The 23306-nt window shown below is 61.0% G+C and carries 23 protein-coding genes; 9 read left to right on the top strand and 14 right to left on the bottom strand.

Going from position 1 to position 23306, the window contains the following annotated elements; genetic code table 11:
* Nucleotides 1–167 precede the first annotated feature (167 nt).
* From J2D73_RS14560 to htpG, 3 genes are all read right to left on the bottom strand, one after another.
* Nucleotides 168–1217 (bottom strand): MBL fold metallo-hydrolase, encoded by a 1050-nt coding sequence (locus J2D73_RS14560; protein ID WP_207882453.1) that lies wholly within the window; start codon nt 1215–1217, stop codon nt 168–170.
* Nucleotides 1214–2593 (bottom strand): DUF2252 domain-containing protein, encoded by a 1380-nt coding sequence (locus J2D73_RS14565; RefSeq protein ID WP_207882455.1) that lies wholly within the window; start codon nt 2591–2593, stop codon nt 1214–1216. Before J2D73_RS14565 ends, J2D73_RS14560 begins: the two co-directional genes overlap by 4 nt.
* 178 nt (nt 2594–2771) lie before the next feature.
* Nucleotides 2772–4670 (bottom strand): molecular chaperone HtpG, encoded by a 1899-nt coding sequence (htpG, locus tag J2D73_RS14570; protein WP_207882457.1) that lies wholly within the window; start codon nt 4668–4670, stop codon nt 2772–2774.
* A gap of 559 nt (nt 4671–5229) precedes the next feature.
* Between htpG and J2D73_RS14575 the strand changes: the two genes are divergently transcribed.
* Nucleotides 5230–6240, top strand: coding sequence for a DUF2891 domain-containing protein (locus J2D73_RS14575; protein ID WP_207882459.1), 1011 nt, complete (start codon nt 5230–5232; stop codon nt 6238–6240).
* Nucleotides 6241–6262: 22 nt separating this feature from the next.
* Here J2D73_RS14575 and J2D73_RS14580 read toward each other — a convergent pair whose 3' ends face one another.
* The 4 genes from J2D73_RS14580 to J2D73_RS14595 all read right to left on the bottom strand — a co-directional run bounded on the left by J2D73_RS14580 (nt 6263) and on the right by J2D73_RS14595 (nt 12236).
* Nucleotides 6263–8596, bottom strand: a complete 2334-nt coding sequence (locus J2D73_RS14580; RefSeq protein ID WP_207882461.1) for a xanthine dehydrogenase family protein molybdopterin-binding subunit — start codon at nt 8594–8596, stop codon at nt 6263–6265.
* Nucleotides 8589–9074: a (2Fe-2S)-binding protein gene (locus tag J2D73_RS14585; RefSeq protein WP_207882515.1), complete on the bottom strand. Its 486-nt coding sequence runs from the start codon at nt 9072–9074 to the stop codon at nt 8589–8591. Before J2D73_RS14585 ends, J2D73_RS14580 begins: the two co-directional genes overlap by 8 nt.
* A gap of 22 nt (nt 9075–9096) precedes the next feature.
* The gene (locus J2D73_RS14590) at nt 9097–10425 is read right to left on the bottom strand and encodes a c-type cytochrome (protein WP_207882462.1); all 1329 of its coding nucleotides are present in this window, start codon (nt 10423–10425) and stop codon (nt 9097–9099) included.
* 335 nt (nt 10426–10760) lie between these two features.
* The gene (locus J2D73_RS14595; protein WP_207882464.1) at nt 10761–12236 is read right to left on the bottom strand and encodes a mannitol dehydrogenase family protein; all 1476 of its coding nucleotides are present in this window, start codon (nt 12234–12236) and stop codon (nt 10761–10763) included.
* 260 nt (nt 12237–12496) lie between these two features.
* On the opposite strand from J2D73_RS14595, the gene rpmI reads away from it, so the two are divergent.
* The gene (gene rpmI, locus J2D73_RS14600; protein ID WP_026397856.1) at nt 12497–12700 is read left to right on the top strand and encodes a 50S ribosomal protein L35; all 204 of its coding nucleotides are present in this window, start codon (nt 12497–12499) and stop codon (nt 12698–12700) included.
* 14 nt (nt 12701–12714) lie between these two features.
* The gene (gene rplT / locus J2D73_RS14605) at nt 12715–13077 is read left to right on the top strand and encodes a 50S ribosomal protein L20 (RefSeq protein WP_026397857.1); all 363 of its coding nucleotides are present in this window, start codon (nt 12715–12717) and stop codon (nt 13075–13077) included.
* Nucleotides 13078–13436: 359 nt separating this feature from the next.
* Here rplT and J2D73_RS14610 read toward each other — a convergent pair whose 3' ends face one another.
* A complete protein-coding gene (locus J2D73_RS14610; protein ID WP_207882466.1) occupies nt 13437–14024 on the bottom strand; it encodes a TetR/AcrR family transcriptional regulator in 588 nt (195 codons plus the stop codon).
* A gap of 89 nt (nt 14025–14113) precedes the next feature.
* Here J2D73_RS14610 and J2D73_RS14615 point away from each other — a divergent pair, with 89 nt between their 5' ends.
* Nucleotides 14114–15346, top strand: coding sequence for an FAD-dependent monooxygenase (locus tag J2D73_RS14615; RefSeq protein WP_207882468.1), 1233 nt, complete (start codon nt 14114–14116; stop codon nt 15344–15346).
* 286 nt (nt 15347–15632) lie between these two features.
* Here J2D73_RS14615 and J2D73_RS14620 read toward each other — a convergent pair whose 3' ends face one another.
* From J2D73_RS14620 to rlmN, 4 genes are all read right to left on the bottom strand, one after another.
* Complete coding sequence (locus J2D73_RS14620; protein ID WP_207882470.1) at nt 15633–16040, bottom strand: acyl-CoA thioesterase; 408 nt, start codon at nt 16038–16040, stop codon at nt 15633–15635.
* Nucleotides 16041–16144: 104 nt separating this feature from the next.
* Nucleotides 16145–16576, bottom strand: coding sequence for a phosphoribosyl-AMP cyclohydrolase (hisI, locus tag J2D73_RS14625; protein WP_243429975.1), 432 nt, complete (start codon nt 16574–16576; stop codon nt 16145–16147).
* Nucleotides 16573–17457, bottom strand: a complete 885-nt coding sequence (gene ygfZ / locus J2D73_RS14630) for a CAF17-like 4Fe-4S cluster assembly/insertion protein YgfZ (protein WP_207882472.1) — start codon at nt 17455–17457, stop codon at nt 16573–16575. The genes hisI and ygfZ overlap by 4 nt, the downstream gene beginning before the upstream one ends.
* 89 nt (nt 17458–17546) lie before the next feature.
* On the bottom strand, nt 17547–18773 hold the full coding sequence (gene rlmN / locus J2D73_RS14635) for a 23S rRNA (adenine(2503)-C(2))-methyltransferase RlmN (protein WP_207882480.1): 1227 nt from the start codon (nt 18771–18773) through the stop codon (nt 17547–17549).
* 232 nt (nt 18774–19005) lie between these two features.
* Between rlmN and J2D73_RS14640 the strand changes: the two genes are divergently transcribed.
* The 3 genes from J2D73_RS14640 to J2D73_RS14650 all read left to right on the top strand — a co-directional run bounded on the left by J2D73_RS14640 (nt 19006) and on the right by J2D73_RS14650 (nt 20616).
* The gene (locus J2D73_RS14640; protein ID WP_207882483.1) at nt 19006–19569 is read left to right on the top strand and encodes a helix-turn-helix domain-containing protein; all 564 of its coding nucleotides are present in this window, start codon (nt 19006–19008) and stop codon (nt 19567–19569) included.
* 79 nt (nt 19570–19648) lie between these two features.
* Nucleotides 19649–20167, top strand: a complete 519-nt coding sequence (locus tag J2D73_RS14645; protein ID WP_207882484.1) for a GNAT family N-acetyltransferase — start codon at nt 19649–19651, stop codon at nt 20165–20167.
* Nucleotides 20164–20616 (top strand): DMT family transporter, encoded by a 453-nt coding sequence (locus J2D73_RS14650; protein ID WP_207882485.1) that lies wholly within the window; start codon nt 20164–20166, stop codon nt 20614–20616. The genes J2D73_RS14645 and J2D73_RS14650 overlap by 4 nt, the downstream gene beginning before the upstream one ends.
* Nucleotides 20617–20896: 280 nt before the next feature.
* On the opposite strand, the gene J2D73_RS14655 is transcribed toward J2D73_RS14650, so the two are convergent.
* Nucleotides 20897–21352, bottom strand: coding sequence for a hypothetical protein (locus tag J2D73_RS14655; RefSeq protein ID WP_207882488.1), 456 nt, complete (start codon nt 21350–21352; stop codon nt 20897–20899).
* Nucleotides 21353–21817: 465 nt separating this feature from the next.
* Between J2D73_RS14655 and J2D73_RS14660 the strand changes: the two genes are divergently transcribed.
* Both J2D73_RS14660 and J2D73_RS14665 read left to right on the top strand, forming a co-directional pair.
* Nucleotides 21818–22162 carry a BPSL0067 family protein gene (locus J2D73_RS14660; RefSeq protein ID WP_207882490.1) on the top strand — a complete coding sequence of 115 codons (345 nt, stop codon included), beginning with the start codon at nt 21818–21820 and terminating at the stop codon, nt 22160–22162.
* Nucleotides 22149–22478 (top strand): STY0301 family protein, encoded by a 330-nt coding sequence (locus J2D73_RS14665; RefSeq protein ID WP_207882492.1) that lies wholly within the window; start codon nt 22149–22151, stop codon nt 22476–22478. Before J2D73_RS14660 ends, J2D73_RS14665 begins: the two co-directional genes overlap by 14 nt.
* 24 nt (nt 22479–22502) lie before the next feature.
* Here the strand turns inward: J2D73_RS14665 and J2D73_RS14670 are convergent, their stop codons facing one another.
* Complete coding sequence (locus J2D73_RS14670; RefSeq protein ID WP_207882494.1) at nt 22503–23243, bottom strand: TlyA family rRNA (cytidine-2'-O)-methyltransferase; 741 nt, start codon at nt 23241–23243, stop codon at nt 22503–22505.
* Nucleotides 23244–23306: the final 63 nt, after the last annotated feature.

Here is a 23306-nt window from a genome sequence, read left to right on the forward strand (position 1 = left end):
ACATCACATGAATCAGTAGTATTTTTGAATACACTCACATAATTCATCGGCGCACCATCAAATACGGCTAAAGCGGACACGAACTTTTTCTCCGCGTTCCGAAACCGGGACACCCCGAAATAAAGAAAACTCCTCTCCGCCGGCTCCTGATCACTGCACGCAGGGTCCTATGGCGAACTCCACCGGTCGCCCTGCTCGGGGACGATAAATCTTACGCCCAGGTCACGACCGTCACCTAACTGTCGAAGGATCAGCTTCCGATATGCCGCTTCCCCACCAACTGGGTATTTGACGTGCGACACAATCACCGTCACGCCCAGCAAAGCATTCGGTCGGCCGACCTCCTCCGCAAGGTCCCGCAACGACGCAATCAGATATTTGGGCGTCATGTGGCCGAACAGTTGCGATTCAGGTCGAGGGTCGGAGTAAGACGCTTCGGTGATGATCGTGCGAAGCTGACCCGACCGCACAAACGGCGCCAGAGCCCGCCATAACTGATGTCCCCTTTCCCCGCCAGACGCGCCATCAGGACCGTGGTCGCCCAGACAGGCGACGGCGGAATTTCCCGCCTGCACCAGGAACGCAGTAGACTGCACGCCCCCATGCTCCAGCGGCCACGCCGTCGCTGTCATCGCAGTGCCTGCCACCGGGGTAGCGACGCCGGGCGCCATGTCGCGCAGATGCAGACTGCCAAGCCGCGGCGCCTTTCCCCTGTCAGAAAAATTCGGCCACGCCGCCCAGTTCAGATAATCTTCGCCAAGAACTTCATTTGTTGACGGAAGCGCATACACCGCCTTGCCCGGATAATCCGTCGCCGCGATAAGCATTCCTGCTACATGATCGAGATGAGCGTGCGTGATGAGAAACGCCTTGATATCGGATCCCAGCGTCTGATCCGGCGTCCGCCCGCCCAGATTGCCGCGCTTCGTCGCGACCAGCAGACCATTTCCCAACGTGCCTGCGTCACACATGAGAGACCGGAAATCGCCAGACGGATGGATCAGAAAGGCGGAGAGATCACCGTCGACAATCCCGCCACGAACGCCCAGAGCCACGATTTCCAGACCGGACGGAGAGGCAGCAGCGGACGCCGACGCATCTGGCGCCCGGACGAGCGGCAGGAGGGACAACAGCAGCAACAGCCCCGCCGTTCGCCAGAGACGTTTTGGGCGAACGGATATCCTGGCGTTGGTCACAATCGAAGCGCGTCGAATCATCCGGCGACCAACCGCCCGCCCTTCAGGGCGTCCTTGAACGCCCGCCAGTCCGCTTCGCTCTGATCGGCATAGGCGACAGAGAAACCTGCAATGGCGTCAGCGAACACACCGCCTTTGCCAATATAACCCGTAAGCATCGCAACATCCGCCGAACGGGCATGCGCGCGCGCCAGCGTGCGGCCGCACAATGCTGCATAGAACGGCAGCTCGTCCTGCTGCATCACCGTTCCTATCTGCGCCAGGCGCGCATCCTTGACGCGACGAACGTAAAACTCCCGTCCAGCGGCGTCGCCTTTTCCCGTCTCATCCGTATGGGTCCAGCCGAGGAAACGATCCGGCGTGACCTGCATCACGCGTTGACCCGTCACAACGCGTTCACCTGCGTTGACGTAGCCGGATCTACCTGCGTAAGGGGCCAGAACTGAATCCTGCGCCTCCTTGATCTGCAAAAGCAGCGTCTCGCCATCCGCATTTGTGAACAGGCCGATGGCGCAAAACGTGCCGACGCTGCCAACGCCCACGACCTTGAAGATCACGTCTTTCAGGCGATAGCGCCCGAGCAATACCGCGCGCTCAGCAGGCTGTGCCGCGAGATAACGACCGAACGCAGCCCGGATCGCGTCGTCATGATCAGGCAGACGCACGATAAGCGGAGGCTTCTCGCGCAGGCTCGGCCCCTTGCTCTCAGTCGTCACGAGGCCGAAATTGCCGCTCGCGCTTTCCAGCCGCGCGTCAAGAATGCCGCGCACCCTCTCCCGCACGGATTTTTTTTCGATGGCGTCGATTGTCGCCAGAAGATCGACCTTCTCGCTCCACGCCTGCAACGGCGTCATACGGTTCAACCGCAGCAACGCGCGCTGGTAGGCTTCGGCGGCGCTCACGGCCAGAGCGCGGCAGGCTCCGTCGCCGAGATCGTTTTCCCGCCCAGCCAAGACCAGCGACGTCCCCAGCCGTTTGAGGTCCCACTCGAAGGGGGCGACGCTCGTTTCATCAAAATCGTTGATGTCGAAAACAGGTATTCCGTCTGATGACGCGAAGCTGCCAAAATTGGCTAGGTGACAGTCGCCGCAACTCTGCACGCGCAGTCCCGCCGCGGTCGTCACAGAAAGGTCGGCCGCCATGACTGCCGCAGCGCCACGCAGAAAAGCGAGAGGCGACGCCGCCATGCGCTCGTAACGGATCGGCAGGAGGCTTGCGATCCGGCGCTCTCCCTGCGCGATAAGAAGCGCTATGGGGTCGGCCCGGCGCAGCGCGGGATTCCACTCGGCCTGACTGCTGCGTTTCGCGTTCTCGCGCAGCCGCCGCCCAACGGCGTGGCGCTCCTTGCGCGTGGTCAGAGCGGATGCGGCGGCTTCACCGGTCGCGAGAAAGGACATGAACGTCATGCCCGCATTTTACGCGGTTTGCGCTCGCCTGCCCATGAAGAAGAATCGGCGCTTTCCGCAGAAAGCGCCAATAAAACAGGCCACCACCGAAAGGGACCGATGGGTGGCGTAAGACCTCCCGGATAAACCGTGTTGCGACGGATTATCCCATCGCGACGCGCCTACAGCTTTAAGCCTGCGCCGCCAGAAGCGCCGTCAGACGTTGCGCGAAGGCAGCCGGATCTTTCGGGGCTTCGCCATCCTGAATGCGCGCGATATCGAGCGCGACCTGCGCGAGTTCCGCGATCGGCTCTTTCTCGGCGGCGCGACGGGCCAGCGTGCGGATCAGCGGGTTGCGTGCATTCACCTCAAGGATCGGCGCGCTATCTGGAATCTTCTGCCCACTGCGACGCATCAGCTTCTGCAACTGCAGATCCGGCCCATGCTCCGGCGCCGCCAGCACCACGGCGCTGGACACCAGACGATCCGTGCCGCGAACCTCCGACACGGACTCGCCCAGAGCTTCCTTGAGCGCAGGGATCAGGATGTCGAGATCGGCGGCGTCGCCAGCATCGGCTTCACCCTCGATTGCGAACTTCTCAAGGTCGGCGTGGCCCTGCGTCACGCTGCGCAGCGTCTTGCCCTCGAAGCTGGACAGACGCTCCGGCCAGAACGCGTCGACCGGATCGGACAGCAGCAGCACTTCGATCCCACGCGCGCGGAAGCCTTCGAGTTGCGGCGACTTCGCCAGCGCGTCCTCGTTATCGCCAGTCAGGAAATAGATCGCGTCCTGCTCGGGCTTCATGCGCGCGACGTAATCGCCAAGCGTCGTCCAGCCTTTCGCCGCATCTTCCCCATCAGTCGGGAGCGCGCTCGAACGGAAACGGGCAAGACCGGCCAGCTCCGTGCGGTGCTCGGCGTCTTCCCAGACGCCCTCCTTCACGATGGCGCCGAAATTCTCCCAGAACGGCAGGAAGGTTTCCGCGTCCTTCGCGCGATTCTTCAGATCGGTCAGCACGCGGCCCGTAACGGCCTTGCGAATGCGGGCCAGAACCGGCGTCGCCTGCAGCATTTCACGCGAAACGTTGAGCGGCAGGTCTTCCGTGTCCACCACGCCCTGCACGAAACGCAGCCAGGACGGCACGAGGTTTGCGTCGTCGGTGATGAACATCCTGCGCACATGTAGACGGATGCGGCTTTCGCGCGACTGCTCGCTGAACTCGAACGGGCGCGATCCGGGAATGAAGAGCAGCGAGGTGAACTCGATCGTGCCTTCCGCGCGCCAGTGCAGCGTGGCCCAGGGCGTGTCGAAATTATGCGTGACGTGACGGTAGAAGTCGTTGAGCTGCTCTTCCGTGACCTCGCTCTTCGGCTTGCGCCACAGAGCCGTTCCTTCGTTCGCCGGGCTCTCGCCGTCTTCCTTCAGGATGGTGATCGGCCAGGAGATATGGTCGGCCCATTTGCGGATGATCGCCTGCAGACGCCACGTATCGAGGAACTCGTCTGCGTCCTCCTTGATATGCAGCGTGATGTCCGTGCCAGCCTTCTCACGCGTCGCAGGCTCAAGCGTGTACGCGCCCTTGCCTTCCGACGCCCAGCGCCATGCCTCTTCAGAACCTGCGCGGCGGGAGACGACCTCGACCCGATCCGCCACCATGAACGCGGCGTAGAAGCCGACGCCGAACTGTCCGATCAGGTTCGGCTTGTCTTCCGGCTTCGCGCTCTCAAGCTGCTGCCCAAAGGCGCGCGTGCCGGAGCGCGCGATGGTACCCAGGTTGCTGACCAGTTCTTCCCGGCTCATGCCCGAACCATCGTCGCTGATGGTCAGCAGACGCGCTTCCTTGTCCGGATTGATGCGGATCTTCGCGTCTTCCGGCAGCGCGCGCGCGCCATCGGTCAACGCCTCGAAACGGCGGCGGTCCGTGGCGTCGGCGGAGTTCGCGACCAGTTCGCGAAGGAAGATTTCACGCTCCGAATAGAGTGAGTGAACAACCAGATCGAGCAGACGCCCGACCTCGGCGCTGAATTCGTGCTGCTCTGCTCCGCCCTGCGGCGCGGAAGACTGGGTGCTGGTGGTCTGCTCGGTCATGCCGACGCTGTCCTTTTTGCGCTCTGGAGCCATTCCCCACCACCCGTCGGCGGCATGGCAAGGCTCCTGTATTATCGACAGGCGACGCTGCGAATCCGCCGGGGTGGCCGGGCTGCGCGCCGCCTTCGCCGGCCATGATTTGGCCCGGCATTACGGTGTGGTCATATTGGCGTCCACGTCGACGATTTCAACCAGGCCGATGATATTGGACCAGGCAAAAGACGTCGTCGCAGGTTTCTGCCTGCGAGAACGTGCGTTACGTATGCGCCCTGAAACCGTCGCACGTTTTCAACGCCGCGTGCATGTTTCCCGCGTCGATCCTGCCCCCCGGATACTTCGATAACGCATGTCCCGTCCGGTTCGGGTCTATCGACGGATAACGAGAACCGGAATCTGCTAAGGTCGAGGCGCATCCTGCATGATGGCGTTGACGCAATCTCTGCTCGTTTCTCGCTTCGGTCTGGCGGAATCGCTGAAAACGGTGTCGGATACTCCCCTCTCGTCACGATCGTTTCCGGCTTCAGGCCGTGACGTCGCCGCCCGCCGGAGTCCGATAACCATGACCGCATCGCCATTCACCGAACGACTGGCCAACCGCTTCGCGCGCATCGCCCTTGGTCATGTCCGACGCGAATACCCCAACAAGCCCGGACATGTGCTCAGCGACGATGCAGACGCCCGGACGCCCGCCACGCTTCACCCCGTGTTTTACGGAAGCTTTGACTGGCATTCCTGTGTCCACAGTTACTGGCTCCTCGCCAGAATCTTGCGACGGCACCCAAGCGCGGACGTCGCCCACGATATCGAGGCTCTGTTCAACGAACAGTTGACCTCGGAGAAAGTCGCTGGCGAATGCGCCTATTTCTCGGACCCGGCAGCACGGGGGTATGAGCGCCCTTACGGCTGGGGATGGCTGCTGAAGCTCGTCACGGAGCTAGGGGCGCTGGAGGAGAACCCGTGGCGAGACGCACTTGCGCCACTGGCGGACGTCATCGTCGCACGTTTCGTCGATTTTCTTCCGCGCGCGACCTATCCGGTGCGTGTCGGCACGCATTTCAATACTGCGTTCGGCCTGCGGCTTGCAGCCGATTACGCCGCCGCTCTGCCCGACAAGACGTTCGCCGCGCTGCTCTCCGACACGGCGCTGCGCTGGTACGGTGAAGACCGAGCCTGCCCAGCATGGGGCGAGCCGAGCGGCGACGACTTCCTGTCATCGGCGTTGATCGAAGCCGAGTGCATGCGTAGCCTCGCGCCATCGGCGATGTTTTCAGGCTGGTTCGACGCATTTCTGCCAGAACTCGGCGCCAGCATGCCCGCGACCCTGTTCCTGCCCGCCACGGTCAGCGACCGCTCCGATGGCAAGATCGCGCATCTGGACGGCCTGAACCTCAGTCGCGCTTGGTGCTGGCTGGCATTGGCGGCGGCGCTTCCCGACAATGACCCACGCAAGACGATCATGAACGAGGCCGCCATGCGCCATATCGACGCGGCGTTGCCGCATCTGGCTGACGACTACATGGGCGAACATTGGCTCGCCAGTTTCGCCGCGCTGGCGCTGGACGGCGCGTAACGCCCCATCCAGCGCCTTCAGATCAGGCCGCGCTCTTTTCCTTCAACGCGGCGAGTACGTCTTCCGGGCGGATAGGCTGATGACGAATGCGGACGCCAACAGCGTTAAAGATCGCATTGGCGACTGCCGCGCCGACGACCGTCACGCCCGGCTCGCCCAGACCCATCGGCTTTTCCGTGCTTTCAATGAACTCTACGTCCATCTCGGGCACGCTTGCGATGCGCAGCGGCGTGTAGGTGTCGAGGTTACGATCCTTGCATGTCCCGTCGACGATCTCGCTGCCTTCGCACAGGGCCATGCTCAGGCCCCAGAGCGCGCCGCCCTCGGTCTGCGCCAAAGCGCCGTCCGGATCGACGATGGTGCCTGCATCCAGTACCAGCCAGAGCTTTTCGCACGTCACAAGACCTGTCGCCCGGTCCACATGAACCCGCGCCGCGCCTGCGGTCCAGGTCGGCATACCCCGCTCCTGTCCGAACGTCGTCGCGATCCCAAGACCGGTGTCTTTCGGCAGGGGCTGACCCCAACCGGCCTTTTCGGCAAGGCGCTTGAGGACAGCAGCCTGACGAAGAGCGCCACCGTTGGAGTCCGGCGCCTCACCCTTGTTACGGCCGTCAGGTCCTTCGCCGTTGAGCATCGACAGACGCAGGGCCACCGGATCCTTGCCGGTTTCGTGCGCCACTTCGTCCCAGAACGCCTCCAGAGCCCAGCTCGTCCAGCCAGCGCTGACCGAACGCAACCAGCCCGGACGGAACGTGTCATTGGCCAGGTCATTGCTGATCGCCCGCACGCGCAGGGGGCCGCAATCGTACCAGTGATCCGCGCCCGCGATCGCAAACTGATCGTAGGGCTTGCCATCGACGCCCTTGGACATCGCCGCCGCCGCCATCACCTGCGTCGGCCATCCTGCCGCCGCGTGATGCTGCATACCGTGGAACGTGTCCTTGCCGGTCATCGCGACACGCAGGGTCTGCACCGACGGAGAACGGATGGAATCGAACATCATGTCGTCAGAACGCGTCAGGATCAGCTTGACCGGCTTGCCGCCCAGAGCCTTCGACGCCAACGCCGCCGGAACCGCGTAATCGCCGTTCAGGCGACGCCCGAAGCCGCCGCCCAGCATATAGGTCATCATCCTGACCTTGCCCGACGCGACGCCCAGTGACTTTTCAATGACCGGCAGAAACAGGCTCTGCCACTGATTGCCGCAATGGATTTCCCAGACGCCGTCGTTCAGACGCGCAAGCGCGTTCATCGGTTCAAGCTGGTAATGCATCACCGAGGCGCAGGTATAGGTGCGCTCGAACACACTGGACGCCTTCGAAAACGCGTCGTCCACGCCATGATCGTTCACGACCATCACGCCGCCGTTCTTGTCGGCGATCAGCGAACGCGCGTGATCCTGAATGTCCTTTTCGCTGACATGCGCGGTCTTGCCCGGCGTCCACTCGACCTTGAGCCTGTCAGTCGCGCGGATGGCCGCCGGATAGGACGACGCCAGCACGACAACCCAGCCGGGAACCGTGTCCGACGGGTCATCAAGCACAATGTACCGCAGGTAGCCCGGCACCTTCTTCGCCTCGGCGTCATCGACCGAGACAACCTTCGAACCATATCGGGTGGGCGGCATTTTCGGGCGGCCATAGACCATCCCGTCGATTTTCGCGTCGATGCCATACATCGCCGTGCCGTCGATCTTGGCCGGAATGTCGAGCGCCTTGACGTCCTTGCCGACCATGCGACGTTCGGACGCAGGCTTGAGCGGAAGCTTCGTCAGTTCGGCAGGCGTGAAGCTGCGCGTCGGACGCGCCTGGCCCACGATGTCGCCATAACCGAGAGAGCGGTCGCCCGCCGTCACCACGCCGTTGCGCGCGACGCATTTGTCCGGCGTCACGCCGAGAATTTTGGCAGCCTCTTCGACCAGAACGGTGCGCGCGGCGGCGCCAGCCTGCCGGAACACGTCCCATGTCTGCCAGACGGACCAGGACCCGCCCGTGACCATCATCCCCCATTTCGGATCGGTGTCGACATGGGTGATCTTCACCTTGTCCCAGTCGGCTTCCATTTCATCGGCGATGATGCGCGCGAGCGCAGTGCCGACATGCTGCCCCATCTCGGCGCGGATGATGTTGACGTTAACTTCGCCGTCCGACCCCACCGAACACCATATGGTCGGCTCGAATTGCTCCGGCGGCAGCGGCGCGCCAGCAGGGAAAACCTGCGTCGCGCGCGCCTGCCGGGCGAAACCGAACAGAAGCGCCCCGCCGACGCCTGCAGAGAGAAAGCCGCGACGGGAAAGTCCCGTCGCGCTGGCCAGCGCCCGATCCTGTTCGGCGGCGATGCGCTCGAGCCTACCCATTGGACGTCTCCCCGGTCTTGGCGGATCGCATCGCGACGGCGGCCTGTTTGATGGCCTTGCGGATGCGTATGTAGGTCATGCAACGGCACAGGCTGCCGCCCATGACCGCGTCGATATCTTCGTCGGTGGGCGACGGGTAATCCTTGAGCAAGCTGGCCGCCTGCATGATCTGGCCCGACTGGCAGTAACCGCATTGCGGCACCTGAAGGTCGCGCCACGCTTCCTGCACGGGGTGCGTTCCTGCCGGGTCCAGGCCTTCGATCGTCGTGATTTCAGCACCCGCAATCGCCGAAATCGGAGTGATGCAGGATCGCGTCGCCCGCCCGCCGACATGCACGGTGCAAGCGCCGCACTGGCCGACGCCACAGCCGAACTTGGTTCCGGTCAACCCGAGATCGTCGCGGATCGCCCACAGGAGCGGCGTGTCCTCCGGTCCATCGACCGAAACTTCACTGCCATTGAGTTTGAACTTGATCATCATCCGGCTCCGTGACCGCGGCTCAATGGGAGGAGTTCACAGGAGGAATCTCGACAAGCTTGCGCGCTTCCGCGGCTTTCTTCTCAAGGTCCGTCCACGGCGGCCGCGTCGTCCGCGTGCGGCGCAGATAGGCCGCGATGCGCGCCATGTCGTGGTCGCTGAGAGCATTATAGAAGCTCGGCATCGCGACGCCGCTCTGTCCCTCAGGCGCGGTGAGACCACGCAACATCACCATGAACAGGTCGTTCGGTTCGTCGAGCCACAGGGCGCTGTTCAACGCCAGTTCCGGACGGCCGAGCACCGGAGACGGCGCGGCGTTGTAGTGGCAGGCCGCGCAGGCTCCCTGATAGAGTGTGGCGTCGGCGTCCGTCGTAGGACCGAGCAGATCGCGCTTCGACTGCTGCATCGCGAGTTCAAGCGCCGCCCTGTCGCCCGAGACACGCTGCGCCGCGTGGTCGATGTCGGCGAAGTAGTGCGCGATGGCGCGAACGTCGGATTCCGGGATCTTCGACAGGAACTGATGCGGCACCGGCGACATGGGGCCGCCCGCCGGACCGTGCAGCGGCGCTACGCCGTAGCGCAGGTAAGCGAACAGTTCATCTTCGGTCCAGACGACCGGCGTCGGATTGTGCTCGTTAAGCGGCGGAGCGATCCAGCCGTCCACAACAGCCCCGTCGTAACGGGAGCCGGTTTTCTCGGCGCCCAGCAGATTGCGCGGCGTATGGCAGGAGCCGCAATGGCTCGCGCCCTCGGCGAGGTAAGCCCCGCGATTCCACTGTGCATCATGATTCGGGTCCGGCTTGAAGTCGCCGGGACGGAAGAACAGCATCTTCCAGCCCGCGAGCACGATGCGCGGCGTGATCGACAGAGGGAACGTGTTCTCGCGATGCGTCATGTGGACCGCAGGCTGCGTCATCAGCCACGCGTACAGGTCCGAGATGTCGCTGTCGGTCATCTTCGTGAAGTGGTCGTACACGAAGGCTGGCAGCAGGTGCGCGCCGGAGCGCGACACGCCCAGCTTCATCGCCCGAGCAAGCGCCTCTTCCGACCAGCCGCCGATGCCCGTTTCGGGGTCAGGCGTGATGTTCGGAGAATAGATCGTGCCGAAGGGCGACTGCATGGCGTAATCGCCAGCAAGAGTCGGACCGCCGCCCAGATCCTGACGGGTATGGCATTCCGCGCAGTAACCCTGAGCCGCGACGATACGGCCACGTTCTATCTGGGCGGCTGAAAACTGCCCGGATTTCGGCAACGCGACTTTCGGCAAAGCCGGGTACCACGCGTACCAAAGAAAGCCGAGGCCGCCGACGACTACGAGTCCGACAACGGCCGCGAGTATGCGTTTGATCACTGCGCCCCCACTACCCGAAAACAGGATTTCGCGATCAGAACGACGACAGACCGACGCCGTACACGCGATCGCGAGCACCTGAAGCGATGCATTAAATGCATATCAAAAGGGTAAAAACCACGAAAACGACATATGATTTATGTCATGGCGGAAATGGTAGCAACAGACTCACGGCTTGCCAGCATTGTTTAGCAATTGAAAGTATTGTCTATATTCATTCATATACAGACAATACTTGTTTAATTGTTGAGAATTGTTCTTATTTCTCCAACATTCGCATGAAAGAGACGCCCGAAGAACAAAGACTTATCTTCAGGCGTCTACCCCTTAACCGATCACGCCTGCATGTCGGCCAGAACCTTCGCCGCTCCGCGTTCACGAATATCTTTACGAAACGCGACAAACCGGGAAGCGAACGACTCGCTGCCAGCGACTCCCCAACCGTCAAAAAGCGTCAGCGAGAGCGGCGCCGCCAGATCGTCAGCGCGCAGTGTCGCCAGATCCGCGTCGCTGGCGTTTGGCTCACGCAGGTCAAACGGCGCGCCCTTGTCGTCGACGTTGGCTGCATTCTCCGCCCAGCAGGCAAGCGTAAACGCTTCCAGACTGATGTCGCGCCCGGCGTCGATCAATTCGCGCACAGTCGTCCCCAGAAAGACCGGCAGCTTGGCAAAACTGTCGGAGGCGATGCGTTCAAGCTGGTCGCCTACCGCTGCGCTTCGAAAACGCCGCAGCACATTGCGCGCATACTCGCCCACATCGACATCATCTGGTGGCGTGAGAAGCGGCGCCACATCGCCATCCAGAAAACTTTCCAGCAAGCTGACGACACGCAGATCCTGCATCGCGGCATGCACCGTTCTGTAACCAATACGAAGGCCCACATGCGACACCACTGTGTGGGCCGCGTTCAGCATCCGCAGCTTCACCTGCTCGTACGGCGCGACATCCGCCCGAAGTTGAACGCCCACGGCTTCGAATTCCGGCCTGCCTGCGCAGAACGCGTCTTCAACCACCCATTGCTTGAAATCTTCCGAGTAAACCGGCGTCAGGTCTTCCACGCCGCTCGCATCGTTCAGGCGCGCGACATCCGCATCCGTAACCGACGGTGCGATGCGATCGACCATGCTGGATGGAAAAGACACGTTTTCGCGTATCCACGCGCCCAGCGACGGGTCGCGCGCCTCCGCGAACCCGCAGAACGCGCTCTGCGCCGCCGTCCCGTTATGTTGGAGATTATCGCAAGATAGGACCGTAAACGGGCCAACGCCCTCATCGCGCCGCAGGCGAAGCGCTTCACACACCAGGCCAAACGCGCTTTGCGGGATGTCCCGCTTCAAATCTTCAGCGATGAACGGGTCGTCCAACATGAACGCGCCGTCGGCGTCGACGAAATATCCGCCCTCGGTAATGGTCAGGGTCACAATCCGGATCGCAGGGTCGGCGAGGCGACGAATCAGCGCATCATAACCTTCGTTGCAGCTGACATAGTCCACGATCGAGCCGACGACGCGAACGACGGCCGGATCGTCCGGCGAAAATTCCGTCAGCGTGAACAGGCCGTCCTGTTTGTCGAACGCCTCGGCGCGCCCGGTCTCGCGTTTTCCCTGCCGGATGCCGACGCCCAGAATTCCCCAGGCTTCCTGGCCAGGGAGCGCCAGAATGCGATCCAGATAGAGCGCCTGATGCGCGCGATGAAAATTGCCGACCCCGATATGTGCGACGCCTGCCGAGACCTTCGTCCTGTCGTAATCCGGCGTGACCACGGTCACGGGCAGTTTCTCAAGGGTTGCGTTCGACAGGAGGGTCTTCATACCCAGGCTCCTAATAACTAATGTGTAGACGGAGAAACCCGACGCTTTGGGCGAGCCTCGATGCGCGCACAACGCCCTGAGTTATGGGTCGTTGCCGGAGAATGTCGGGATCGGAACGCCGACATGCCAAAACCGGACTTGAAACCGGAACGACGGTTGGGTATGACCGCCGCTCATTCACGCGCCCGGGCCTGTGGGGCATGCCCGGCCGTGCTCTGCCTTTCCGCCATGTGGAGGGGCCATTCGTCAAGGAGACCGAAATGCCCAAGATGAAGACCAAGTCGTCGGTCAAGAAGCGGTTCAAGATCACCGCGACCGGCAAAGTGCTCTGCGGCCCTGGCAACAAGCGCCACGGCCTGATCAACCGCCCGCAGAAAATGAAGCGCACGAATCGCGGCCCGCAGACCATGACGGACATGGATGCGAAGACCGTGAAGCAGTGGGCCCCCTACGGACTGGCTTGAGGAGCATCTGAACTATGGCACGTGTTAAGCGCGGCGTTACGTCGCACGCCCGTCACAAAAAGGTCCTCGAGCTCGCCAAGGGCTATCGCGGCCGGTCATCAACGAACTACCGCATTGCGCTTGAGCGCGTCGAGAAAGGCCTTCAGTACGCCTATCGCGACCGTCGCAACAAGAAGCGTGAGTTCCGCGCCCTGTGGATTCAGCGTATCAACGCCGCTGTCCGCGAGCATGGCCTGACCTACAGCCGTTTCATCAACGGTCTGGACAAGGCTGGCATCGAAATCGACCGTAAGGTTCTCGCCGCCATCGCTTTCGATGACGCGGCGACCTTCGGTGAAATCGTGAAGAAGGCGCAGGCCGCTCTCGCAGCAGGCTGAAGCCGGTCTGGTCCTGAAGGGCCAGACACACAAAAAAGCCGCCTTCGGGCGGCTTTTTTTATGCGGGTTTTTCATACCCAAATCATGCGGCAGCACGGCCGCCGCCTCAGACAAGCCATCGCTTCGGACGCCCAGTCGCGCGATCTGACCTGGATGATCCGGGCGAGTCGGCTCTTTCGGGCGGTCGGTCGTGTATTGCCGCCCCTGAGCGCGCAACGCGAACCTGCGGCAAGCAGCTCCCTCCCTGCGGCACAGCCAGAGCATCATCCGGGCAAACGGAATCGGCTGATCGGATAAAGGGGCCCGGCAAAACAATAAACCAGTGCAGTTTCCGTGAATCAGCGTGAACGGATAAGGCTCTAGCCGGGACGTGGCGACACCAGCGGCAGAAAAATATCCTCGACAATCTCACGGATCGCAGCGTCTGAGAGCGGGGCGAACGTCATCAGTAACTCGTGGCGAACAAGGTCCAGAGGCAACGCGGCGATCCGGGGCGTCAGCCGTGTCGGGTCGATCTCCCCACGCCCCACAGCCCTCGCCAGAACGGCGCGAAACTGATGTCCGTCCACGATGCACGCGTGCAGATCGGCAAAACTGGATCTTTCGGCTGCAAGATCCCGTTGCATATCGAACACCAGTTGCAGCCCGTCTCCCTTGGAGCGATCCGACATGAAGCGGAGAAGCAGGCTGAGTTCCTCGCGCAAGTTGCCCAGATCAGGAATGACGATGGTGTCCCGCGCGAATTGCCGCGCCAACGCAGCCGTCACCAAAGCCAGACGTCCGGCCCAACGCCGATGCAACACAGGTCGACTTGTTCCGGCCCGGCGAGCGACATTTTCCAGGGTCAAACCTGCATAGCCACTTTCAGCAAGCTCGGCCCATGCCGCGTCCAGGATGGCCTCCTCCAACTCAACGCCGCGTCGTCTCCTCCCGTCCTGAACTTTCATCGTCGCCCCTTTAGATGCACGAAGAATCTTATTGTCTTCCAGATCGCAGCATATAAGATGCGCTGAGAATCTTATCGTTCGGAAATAGCATGACCACTGACCAGACCCCAGCCGGAAAACGACGCGTGCTGATTTCAGGAGCGAGCATCGCTGGGCCCGCACTGGCGTTGTGGCTCGACCGCTACGGCTTCGACGTCACCGTCGTTGAGCGCGCCCCCACCATCCGCACCGGCGGTTATCCAATTGACGTGCGCGGCACGGCGATTGACGTGATCGAACGGATGAAGCTGCTGCCCCAGGTGCGTGCCGCGCACGTCGAAAGCCGCATGATGACTTTCGTCGACGCTCAGGGCGATGTAATCGGCTCCGTCCCGATCTACGAGGCGATTGGCAGCGACCTTTCACGTGACGTCGAATTGCCGCGAGGCACGCTTGCCAGCCTGCTTTATGACGCCACCCTTGGCGGCGCGGTCGATTATCGTTTCAATGAGTCCATAGAAACGCTGCGTGACGATGGCGACGGAGTCGACATCCGTTTCACCAGCGGACGCCAGGAGCGATACGACATCGTCGTCGGAGCGGACGGGATGCACTCGCTCACCCGGCGTCTGGTTTTTGGGCCGGAGGCGCAGTTCACACGTTTTCTGGGCTTTTCCTTTAATATTTTTACTCTACCGAATGACAGGGGACTGTCCCACGGCGGCGTGTTTCACGCCGAGCCGGGCAAAGTCGCCGGGCTGTTCGCCGTGAAGGAGAGCGATCAGCTGTTCGCCTTTCTCACATTTGTTGCAGACGACGCGTCGATCTCCGGCAACCGCGACCCGCAAGAGCAGATCAGGCGCACGCGGGCGGCGTTTACAGGTATGGGATGGGAGCTTCCGCGCCTGCTCGATGCGATGGAGGACGCCGACGACCTGTATTTCGACACGGTGAGCCAGATTAAGATGCCCTCATGGTCGAATGGCCGGGTGGCGCTGCTCGGCGACGCGGCTTACGCTCCATCGTTTCGTTCGGGGCAGGGTACAAGTCTGGCGCTTGTGGGCGCGTATGTGCTGGCGGGCGAACTGGCCACGCATGACGATCCAACAGACGCATTCAACGCTTATGACCGCCTTATGCGGCCCTTCGTAGAGGCGAATCAGGCGCTGGCGACGGACGGGCGTGGCGAATTTTTCCTGCCCCGCACCCGGCAGGACATCGAAGCGCGCGACCGGATGCTTGCCGAAATTGCGAAGAATGGAACGGCAAATCTGTTCGGCGATGGACGGACGGATGCGCATACCGCGTTGCAACTGCGGGATTATCCGTTGCCGCCTTTATGAACACATATACCGAGCGACTTCAATCGCGGACCTCGCAGAGCCATTTCGAGCTTTTCGTCAGGCTGCACAGTAAGGGGGTGTTCCTCCCACCGGACGCCCCCGTCTGGAAAGAACTTTCAATGAGGTGTTTGCGCAGAAGCGCTCATTCTCTTTGTTTCTACGGACACTTCCCGCTCAAACGAGTTCATTTGGGCAAATTACGCCTGTGGCGCCGAACTGGCGTCACAGGCATGGTTTGAAACCCGGACTGCGGTTTCGCCTGAACATCTCGCCTCAGAACGATTTGCTACGCGTCGGCGTTCTCATTCTGAACCACAGGCGTTGGGCGGTTATTCTCGTCAAGAGCCACAAACACGAACCGCCCGCGCGTGACCATCTGGGTCTCGGGCGTGTGCCGCAAGCGCCGCCACGCCTCAACATCAACCGTGATCGACGTACGCCCTACCTTCGCAATCTTGGTGTAGACAGAGAGCTCGTCCCCCACGATCATGGGCGCCAGAAAAGACACCTTGTCGATCGCGACGGTGGCGCATTTTACGTTAGCAATCCCAAAGGCCGCCGTGCTGGCCGCAAGATCCATCTGCGACATGACCCAGCCGCCGAACACGTCGCCGGCAGCGTTGGTGTTGCTCGGCATGGCGATCATACGAATGGTCAGATCGCCGGTCGCTTCCTTGGCTTCGTTATGTAGCATCAAATCATCGTCCCAAACTGCTCAAACCGATTGATCTGACCATCGCCCAAAGCGCTGACGCCAACAAATCACATGCTGGGCGCCACGCTCATTGGCAGGCGCCTTCAGTGCCCGGACGCGCCGTATAACTGCTCAGGCGAGACTTCCGGTTCCGAGATAATTTTCAGGCCATTTTCATCGAATGACCGAAAAAAACAGGACCGGCGCCCGGTGTGGCAAGCCACGCCCGATTGATCCACCAGCAGCAGCACCGCATCTCCGTCACAATCCAGACGTGCTTCGACAAGACGCTGGACCTGCCCCGAGGTCTCACCCTTGCGCCACAGCTTCTTTCGGCTGCGCGAATAGTAGCAGACCCGTCCACTCTCCAGCGTCTCCCGCAACGCATCCCGATTGAGCCACGCGACCATCAGGACCTCGCCAGTGTCCACCTGCTGCGCGATGCCGCAAATCAGGCCGGATTCGTCGAACGCCACGGACTCAAGGGCCCGTTCGATCGCCTCGGAGGGCAATCCCACCATTGCCTGCGTCATCATGATCCCACTTCATTTCCCTTGGCCGCTTCCGGCTCCTGCCCCGCTCTCAGAGCCTCACGCAGCCATTCAGGAGCGCGCGGAGTGATCGTATGTCTCTCGACCGTCATCGGCGTCTCGCCCGCCGCGAGAACTGCGGCGGGGCGCACCATGGCCAGCCCACAATGGTCGCGGCTGGAGCGAACCTGCCCGACCTCCACGCCCCCAGCCATTACCGGCGCGCCTGGCGTCAGCGACGGCGCGACCGACGCGAAGGGGACCAGTCGGCGCTTCACCAGACCGCGATAACGTGTCCGCGCGGTCAACTCCTGCCCCATGTAACAGCCTTTGGTCCACGACACGCCGTTCAGCAGATCGAAATTGGCCTCAAGCAACAGAGTCTTGTCCGCCTCGCAATCGCGCGGACCATCGGGCAGGCCAAGCGCCAGGCGATGGAGATCGTATGCAGCGGCGTCCGCATCGGCCCGTTGCGCCACATCCGGCAGGAGTAACCTCCACCCCGCCTCAGGCAAGCGCGGATCGGCGAAGACGATGGCGTTTTCAACGGTCGCTGCGTCAGGGAGAGCGCCCCAGGCGGCGTGAACCGCAAAACTGGCCGGGACCAGCGATACGTCCGAGCGCAGGCGGAACCGCTTGAGTGTCGCGATCACCAACTCCACCTGAGACGTCGGGCAGTCCAGCAGAAGCTGTTCCCCGTCCAGATCGGCGACCATGAAAAAATCGGCCTTCCACCGCCCCTGCGGGGTCAGCAGCGCCGCCCACACGGCCCTGCCGTCGCGAGCCTCGGCCACGTCGTTGGAGACCAGCCCCTGCAGGAACCTGACCCGATCCGCGCCGCTCACCGCGATGACAGCCCGATCGGGTAGATGCGCGAAATAGGACATCGACATTGCTCCTCGCCCAAGGACGGAATCCGAAGGCGGGCAATCTAGAGCATGGTCGGTCCCGAAGGAAAGCTGGCGGCGTGTCCGTCTTATTCCGCCGACACAGGGGCCGCCGCGCGGCGACGCTCGCTCTCCGTCTTGAGCTGTCCACAGGCGGCCAGGATGTCGCGCCCGCGCGGTGTGCGGATCGGCGAGGCGAAGCCAGCATCCATCACGATCTGCGCGAATTTCGCCTGCTGCTCGCGGGTGGAAGGCTTGTAGTCGCTGCCAGGCCACGGGTTGAACGGGATCAGATTCACCTTCGCGGGCAGGCCGCCGATCAGGCGCACCAGTTCGCGGGCGTCGGCTTCGCTGTCATTGATCCCGCGCAGCATGATGTATTCGAAGGTGATGCGCCGGGCGTTGCTGGCCGACGGATAACGGCGGCAGGCGGCCAGCACTTCGGCGATGGGGTATTTACGGTTCAGCGGCACGATCTGGTCGCGCAGATCATCGCGCACGGCATGCAGCGACACGGCGAGGTTGATGCCGAGTTCCTCGCCACAGCGATCCATCAGCGGCACGACGCCGGAGGTCGACAACGTAATGCGACGGCGAGACAGGGCGATACCCTCCCCGTCCATCACGATGCGCATCGCCTTGGCGACGTTCTCGTAATTATACAACGGCTCGCCCATGCCCATCAGAACGATGGTGGACAGCAGGCGGGGCGTCTCGCCCTTCGGGCTCGGCCACTCGTTGTAGGAATCACGGGCCGCCATGAACTGCCCCACGATCTCGGCGGCGCCGAGATTGCGGACAAGCTTCTGCGTGCCTGTGTGACAGAACGTGCAGGAGAGCGTGCAGCCAACCTGCGAGGAGATGCACACGGCGCCGCGGTCCTCTCGCCGGTCGGGGATATAGACCGTCTCGGCCTCCTGCCCGTCGCGGAAACGGAAGAGGAATTTCCGGGTCTCGTCCGTCGAGGTCTGCACGGTCGCCGCTTCCGGGCGCCCGACGATGAACCGCTCCGCCAGCTTTTGCTGCAACGGCTTGGCGATGGAACTCATCTTCGTGAAGTCGGTCACGCCCTGATGGTAGATCCAGTGCCAGAGCTGCTTGGTGCGGAACGGCTTCTCGCCGATTTCCGCCAGCTCCGCCGTAATTTCCTCGCGCGACATGCCCACGAGATCGCGCCGTCCGTCCGCAAGCTGCGCGGGCGGCGGAGAGAACAACGCCGCCTTGGCGAGAATCCGCGCGCGATCCGCCGCATCCAGATCCGCAGGGGCGGAGTCAGAAGGCTGATGGGAGATGGCGGAGGATTCGTGCAGCGACATGAGTGTTTGGGTCCGACGGCGTGGGGCTGAAAGGTTGCTCTGTGGGTTCGGGCGAGCAGTTACCACGGACGGCGCGGGATTAGGAGAAAAATCGGGTGACCCTCCCCCTGGAAGATTTACCGCGCCCGAGTGCTGATGAGTGGGGCGCAGGTAAATCTGGAACAGTGCCGGGACTTCCCGTCATTCGTACTGCCGCATTTGAATTCGTCACCCTGTCCACTATAGTGGCGGAATGTCCTCAATCGATATTGATAACAGCCTTGGCGCCCGAATTAAGTATGAACGCGAGATCCGGGGATGGTCTCTAACGGAAATGGCTGAGCGCGCGTCCGTTTCCCGCGCCATGATCCACAAGATCGAACGTGGTGAGAGCAGCCCAACCGCCAACCTGCTCGGCAAGCTGTCTGGCGCGTTCGGACTGACTATTTCCGCCTTGATCGCCAGAGCTGAGGCGAACCAGAATCGCCTTTTGAAATTTGCGGACCAGCCCGTCTGGATCGATCCCGAAACCGGCTATGTACGACGTCATATTTCACCGCAATCCGACTTACCGATCGACCTGGTGCAAGTGACGCTTCCCTCAGGAAAAGCGGTTCCAATGCCGCAGTCAGCCTTTGCGTTTCTGAAGCAACTCATTCTTGTGACGCAGGGAGAGCTGATTTTTGTCGAGGGAGACATCCGCCATCGCATGACCGTCGGCGATTGTCTGGAACTTGGGCCGCCCGTCGATTGTGTGTTTGTGAACGAAAGTTCCTCTGACTGTGTCTACCTGGTTGCTGTCCTGACCTCAAAATAACGCTTTAGACGCCGAAAATTGTTGCGTCGCAAAAATCCACTATGTTAGACGAATTCGTCAACATAGAGGACGCAGCAACATGGTCGACATTCGTGATGCGACAACCAGCGACATCCCTGAAATTACGAAAATATATAATGACGCCGTGCTGAATACGACTGCGATCTGGAACGAATCCGTGGTGGATGAAGCCAATCGATTGGCATGGCTCAACGACCGCACCAGGGCTGGGTACCCGGCTCTCGTTGCGATTGATGACTCCGGTGAGGTTATCGGTTACGCCTCTTTCGGCGACTGGCGCGCGTGGGAAGGCTACCGCTATTCCATCGAACATTCCGTCTACATTCGAAACGATTATCACCGGAAGGGCGTAGGCGCATCCATAATGCGCGCGCTAATCCACCGGGCGCGCAACTGTGGAAAACACGTCATGATCGCTGCGATAGAAGCTGAAAATATCGCTTCCATTCGCATGCATGAGAAACTCGGCTTTGAAAAAGCCGGTCACTTAAAACAGGTTGGCGTCAAGTTCGGGCGATGGCTCGATTTAACGTTTCTCCAACTCGTCCTGGATTCCGACTCCCCGGTTTCCAGATGAATTATGGGGCGTCCGGCATCCTGATCGCGGCAGGCATTGCACTTGTCGCTCAAAATTTGCTGATGACGAGCATGACACGCTCAGTTTCGACGGTGACAATAGTTCTGGCGACAAATTCGGCAGTCGGCCTGCTCGCCTGGCTCGGTCTTCTTGTCATCCAAGGCGGGTTTTCGGGCGTTATTGAGGGCGCCCGCGCTTTTCGCCTCACATGTTTCTTGCCCGGACTTCTGGGATCGTTTTCTGTTTTTGCCAGCATATACGGGTATCAACGCCTTGGCGTATCGGCGACCGTCTCGACTCTTGTCGCAAGTCAACTGACTTGCGGCCTTTGCATCGACTTGATCAGATCCCCCAATCTCAACACCCCACAGACTGTTTCGCTTTTTGTTGGTGTCGCCCTGCTTGTTTCAGGAGCGATTCTGGTCAGTTCCCATACAGGCCATTCCTGAACAGCTCACTTCCGCACGAAAAATACAAAAACTCATTCATATACAAAGTGAAACAGAAAATTATTATGAAATTTCGAAACAAAATTCATCCACGCTGTTAAATAATCCGTCGCACTCCGATCAGAAATCCTTGTCTCCACGTCTGGTCCAGTGAGCGGGCTGCCCCCCAACCGGAAAGATCGCGCTAGCTTACGGGAACAATCTCGCGGAGCACGTGGCATCCGCCGAGTTCGGCAGGGACGGGCCGACTGTTACATACACACACCCAACGCCGGACGACTCAGGAACCCCCGTCCGCAACATACTTGGCCTTCTTGCCGATTGCCGCACAGGCCGCCTCCAGTCCGTGATGGCACTGTTCATGCGCCTGATCGACAATTTTGGTCATAAGCGAACCATCGCTTACGGAGCTTACATTACGGACAATGAACGGCAAAAACGCTTTATCTTCGGCAAGCAGGCTCTTCATCGCAGCAAAACCGGACCACTGATCACCCAAAAGTTTCTCTGTGACGTCGGCGAACTGCTCACCCACCTCCCCCTCTTCGCAACCACGATAGGCGCGATACCATGCAAGGTAATCCGACCACGAAGCGACCTTGAAAGAAGCGTCTTCCGCCGCCTGATAGGTCTTCGCCTTACATTTTGGTGGCGCAGCAGAGGCGTTTACGGCGCCAGCCAGCAAAAACAGGCACGCTACGCTATTGCGGATGTGTCTTGAGCCAGGCTGCACCACTTTGCGCGGTCTCCCGTGAGTTGGACTGAACCGTTATCGTGGTCAGAGGATCTGTTTTCACGGTTTCTACGATGACCGCCATCGCATCGTCGCTCGTTCTGACACAACCCAACGTTGGATGGATGACGCCGGGATTGCGAGTCGCGTTCGCACGACCTGGGTTCGACGCCTCCGACGCCGATGATCGCAGAGAAAGGCGGCTCCGAATTAGAAAAATGCGTCTATACTTGCAATCTGCAACCGCCATTTCTTGAATTTTGGATTTTATATACTGAAAATGAAACTTACGCCTCTCTTGAAAAAAAGAGGTTTTACACTGGAATGCCACAACAATGTCGTGATTTTCACATTGGTTACCGTTCTTGACTGATATTGATCGTCATGCGAAAATTCTTAAAAATTAATCAATGACAATTAAAGAGAAAACAGGTGCCTTACATAGCTGACCTAACAAAAGCCGAAGCCATGATCGGCACGCTCGTCGGCAACGGGCAGTGCGTAACGTTTGTCCACGCTGCCATTGCTACGCCCCCGAGTTCTCTATGGAAGGCCGGAATCAAGGTTAAAGGAAATTTTCTTCTGAAACCGGGCACTGTCATCGCAGTTTTTGATGACAATGGACGCTATGGCAATCATACCAACGGCAGTAGCCACGCTGCGATCTATCTGAGCCAGACCGCTGCAGGCATTCAGGTGCTCGACCAATGGAATGGTCATACGGCGCAACCCGTTCATCAGCGCACAATCCGCTTTCGCGCAGGACACGGCGTCAAGGTTAACGACGGGGATCAATTCAGTGTCGTGGAATAAACTCTCCGTACCCTTCCTCGCCCTTACCGTTATCGCTTGCAGCGCGGCGTCTCCGGCGGTGTGTCCTGCTCATGTGACGGACTCAAGCGGCGATCATCCTCTCTACAACGCATCCTTATACGATGGGCCGCCCGAACAGATGGTCGATCTGACCCCCGTGTCCGGCGCAAACGTCGACAAATGGGATCTGGGTGGCGTCGACCCATATCTGGTCTGTAAATTTCAAGGAACGACAAAGGTCGTTACGATGCACGCCGCTGGCGCAAAGACGTGCGAAGCTGGCAAAAAGCCGTTTCAGGCTTATTGCAAACCCTGACGTCGTTTCAGACGCGTTTCCGCTTTATCCGACCCGCCGCGCGCCGATCAGAAATTCCCGGTTCCCCTCCGGCCCGGTGATCGGGCTGGCCTCGACACCCAGCACCTCCCAGCCGGGAAGATCGCGCCACCATGCGGAAATCATCTCGCACACCTGCTCATGCACGACGGCGTCACGGACTACGCCCTTGGCGCCGACATGCTCCCGCCCGGCCTCGAACTGCGGCTTGATCAGGGCCACGGCCCAGGCGTCGGGCGTCGTCAGGGCGAGCGCCGCCGGAAGAACGGTCCGCAGACCGATGAAGCTTGCGTCGCACACCACAACGCCAGCGGACTCCGGGATCAGCGTCGCGTCCAGCGCCCGGGCGTTCTGCTTTTCCATGACCACGACACGGGGATCGGACCGCAACTTCCACGCAAGCTGTCCGTGGCCGACATCAACGGCGTAGACGCGTTCAGCGCCGTTGGTCAGCAGCACGTCCGAGAAGCCGCCGGTCGAGGCGCCGACGTCGATGCAGATGCGACCTTGCGGCGAAAATCCGAAGAACGGCAGCGCATGCGCGAGTTTCAGCCCCCCACGCGACACCCACGGATGATCCTGCCCCTTGAGCGCCAGCGGCGCGTCTTCAGGCAGCATGTCACCCGCCTTGGCCACGCGCCTGTCGCCTGTGTAGGCAAGCCCCGCGAGGATCAGCGCCTGCGCGCGGGCGCGGCTTTCGACCAGCCCCCGGTCAACGAGAAGCTGGTCGGCGCGACGTTTCGCCACGAATTACGCGCTCTGGGTTATGTTTGAGTTGATACCGAGAGCGTTGAGTGCGGTTTTGACGAT

It is taken from the genome of Acetobacter sacchari (genome assembly GCF_017377715.1).
GTDB lineage: Bacteria > Pseudomonadota > Alphaproteobacteria > Acetobacterales > Acetobacteraceae > Acetobacter > Acetobacter sacchari.

Excerpts from the sequence above, each read along its gene's own strand:
- htpG (WP_207882457.1), bottom strand. The coding sequence starts at position 4,670 with ATGACCGAGCAGACCACCAGCACCCAGTCTTCCGCGCCGCAGGGCGGA.
- J2D73_RS14565 (WP_207882455.1), bottom strand. The coding sequence starts at position 2,593 with ATGTCCTTTCTCGCGACCGGTGAAGCCGCCGCATCCGCTCTGACCACG.
- ygfZ (WP_207882472.1), bottom strand. The coding sequence starts at position 17,457 with ATGTCCTATTTCGCGCATCTACCCGATCGGGCTGTCATCGCGGTGAGC.
- rlmN (WP_207882480.1), bottom strand. The coding sequence starts at position 18,773 with ATGTCGCTGCACGAATCCTCCGCCATCTCCCATCAGCCTTCTGACTCC.
- J2D73_RS14615 (WP_207882468.1), top strand. The coding sequence starts at position 14,114 with ATGACCACTGACCAGACCCCAGCCGGAAAACGACGCGTGCTGATTTCA.
- J2D73_RS14585 (WP_207882515.1), bottom strand. The coding sequence starts at position 9,074 with ATGATCAAGTTCAAACTCAATGGCAGTGAAGTTTCGGTCGATGGACCG.
- J2D73_RS14610 (WP_207882466.1), bottom strand. The coding sequence starts at position 14,024 with ATGAAAGTTCAGGACGGGAGGAGACGACGCGGCGTTGAGTTGGAGGAG.
- J2D73_RS14640 (WP_207882483.1), top strand. The coding sequence starts at position 19,006 with ATGTCCTCAATCGATATTGATAACAGCCTTGGCGCCCGAATTAAGTAT.
- J2D73_RS14645 (WP_207882484.1), top strand. The coding sequence starts at position 19,649 with ATGGTCGACATTCGTGATGCGACAACCAGCGACATCCCTGAAATTACG.
- J2D73_RS14575 (WP_207882459.1), top strand. The coding sequence starts at position 5,230 with ATGACCGCATCGCCATTCACCGAACGACTGGCCAACCGCTTCGCGCGC.
- J2D73_RS14620 (WP_207882470.1), bottom strand. The coding sequence starts at position 16,040 with ATGCTACATAACGAAGCCAAGGAAGCGACCGGCGATCTGACCATTCGT.
- rpmI (WP_026397856.1), top strand. The coding sequence starts at position 12,497 with ATGCCCAAGATGAAGACCAAGTCGTCGGTCAAGAAGCGGTTCAAGATC.
- J2D73_RS14660 (WP_207882490.1), top strand. The coding sequence starts at position 21,818 with ATGATCGGCACGCTCGTCGGCAACGGGCAGTGCGTAACGTTTGTCCAC.
- hisI (WP_243429975.1), bottom strand. The coding sequence starts at position 16,576 with ATGATGACGCAGGCAATGGTGGGATTGCCCTCCGAGGCGATCGAACGG.
- J2D73_RS14650 (WP_207882485.1), top strand. The coding sequence starts at position 20,164 with ATGAATTATGGGGCGTCCGGCATCCTGATCGCGGCAGGCATTGCACTT.
- J2D73_RS14595 (WP_207882464.1), bottom strand. The coding sequence starts at position 12,236 with ATGAAGACCCTCCTGTCGAACGCAACCCTTGAGAAACTGCCCGTGACC.
- J2D73_RS14580 (WP_207882461.1), bottom strand. The coding sequence starts at position 8,596 with ATGGGTAGGCTCGAGCGCATCGCCGCCGAACAGGATCGGGCGCTGGCC.
- J2D73_RS14560 (WP_207882453.1), bottom strand. The coding sequence starts at position 1,217 with ATGATTCGACGCGCTTCGATTGTGACCAACGCCAGGATATCCGTTCGC.
- rplT (WP_026397857.1), top strand. The coding sequence starts at position 12,715 with ATGGCACGTGTTAAGCGCGGCGTTACGTCGCACGCCCGTCACAAAAAG.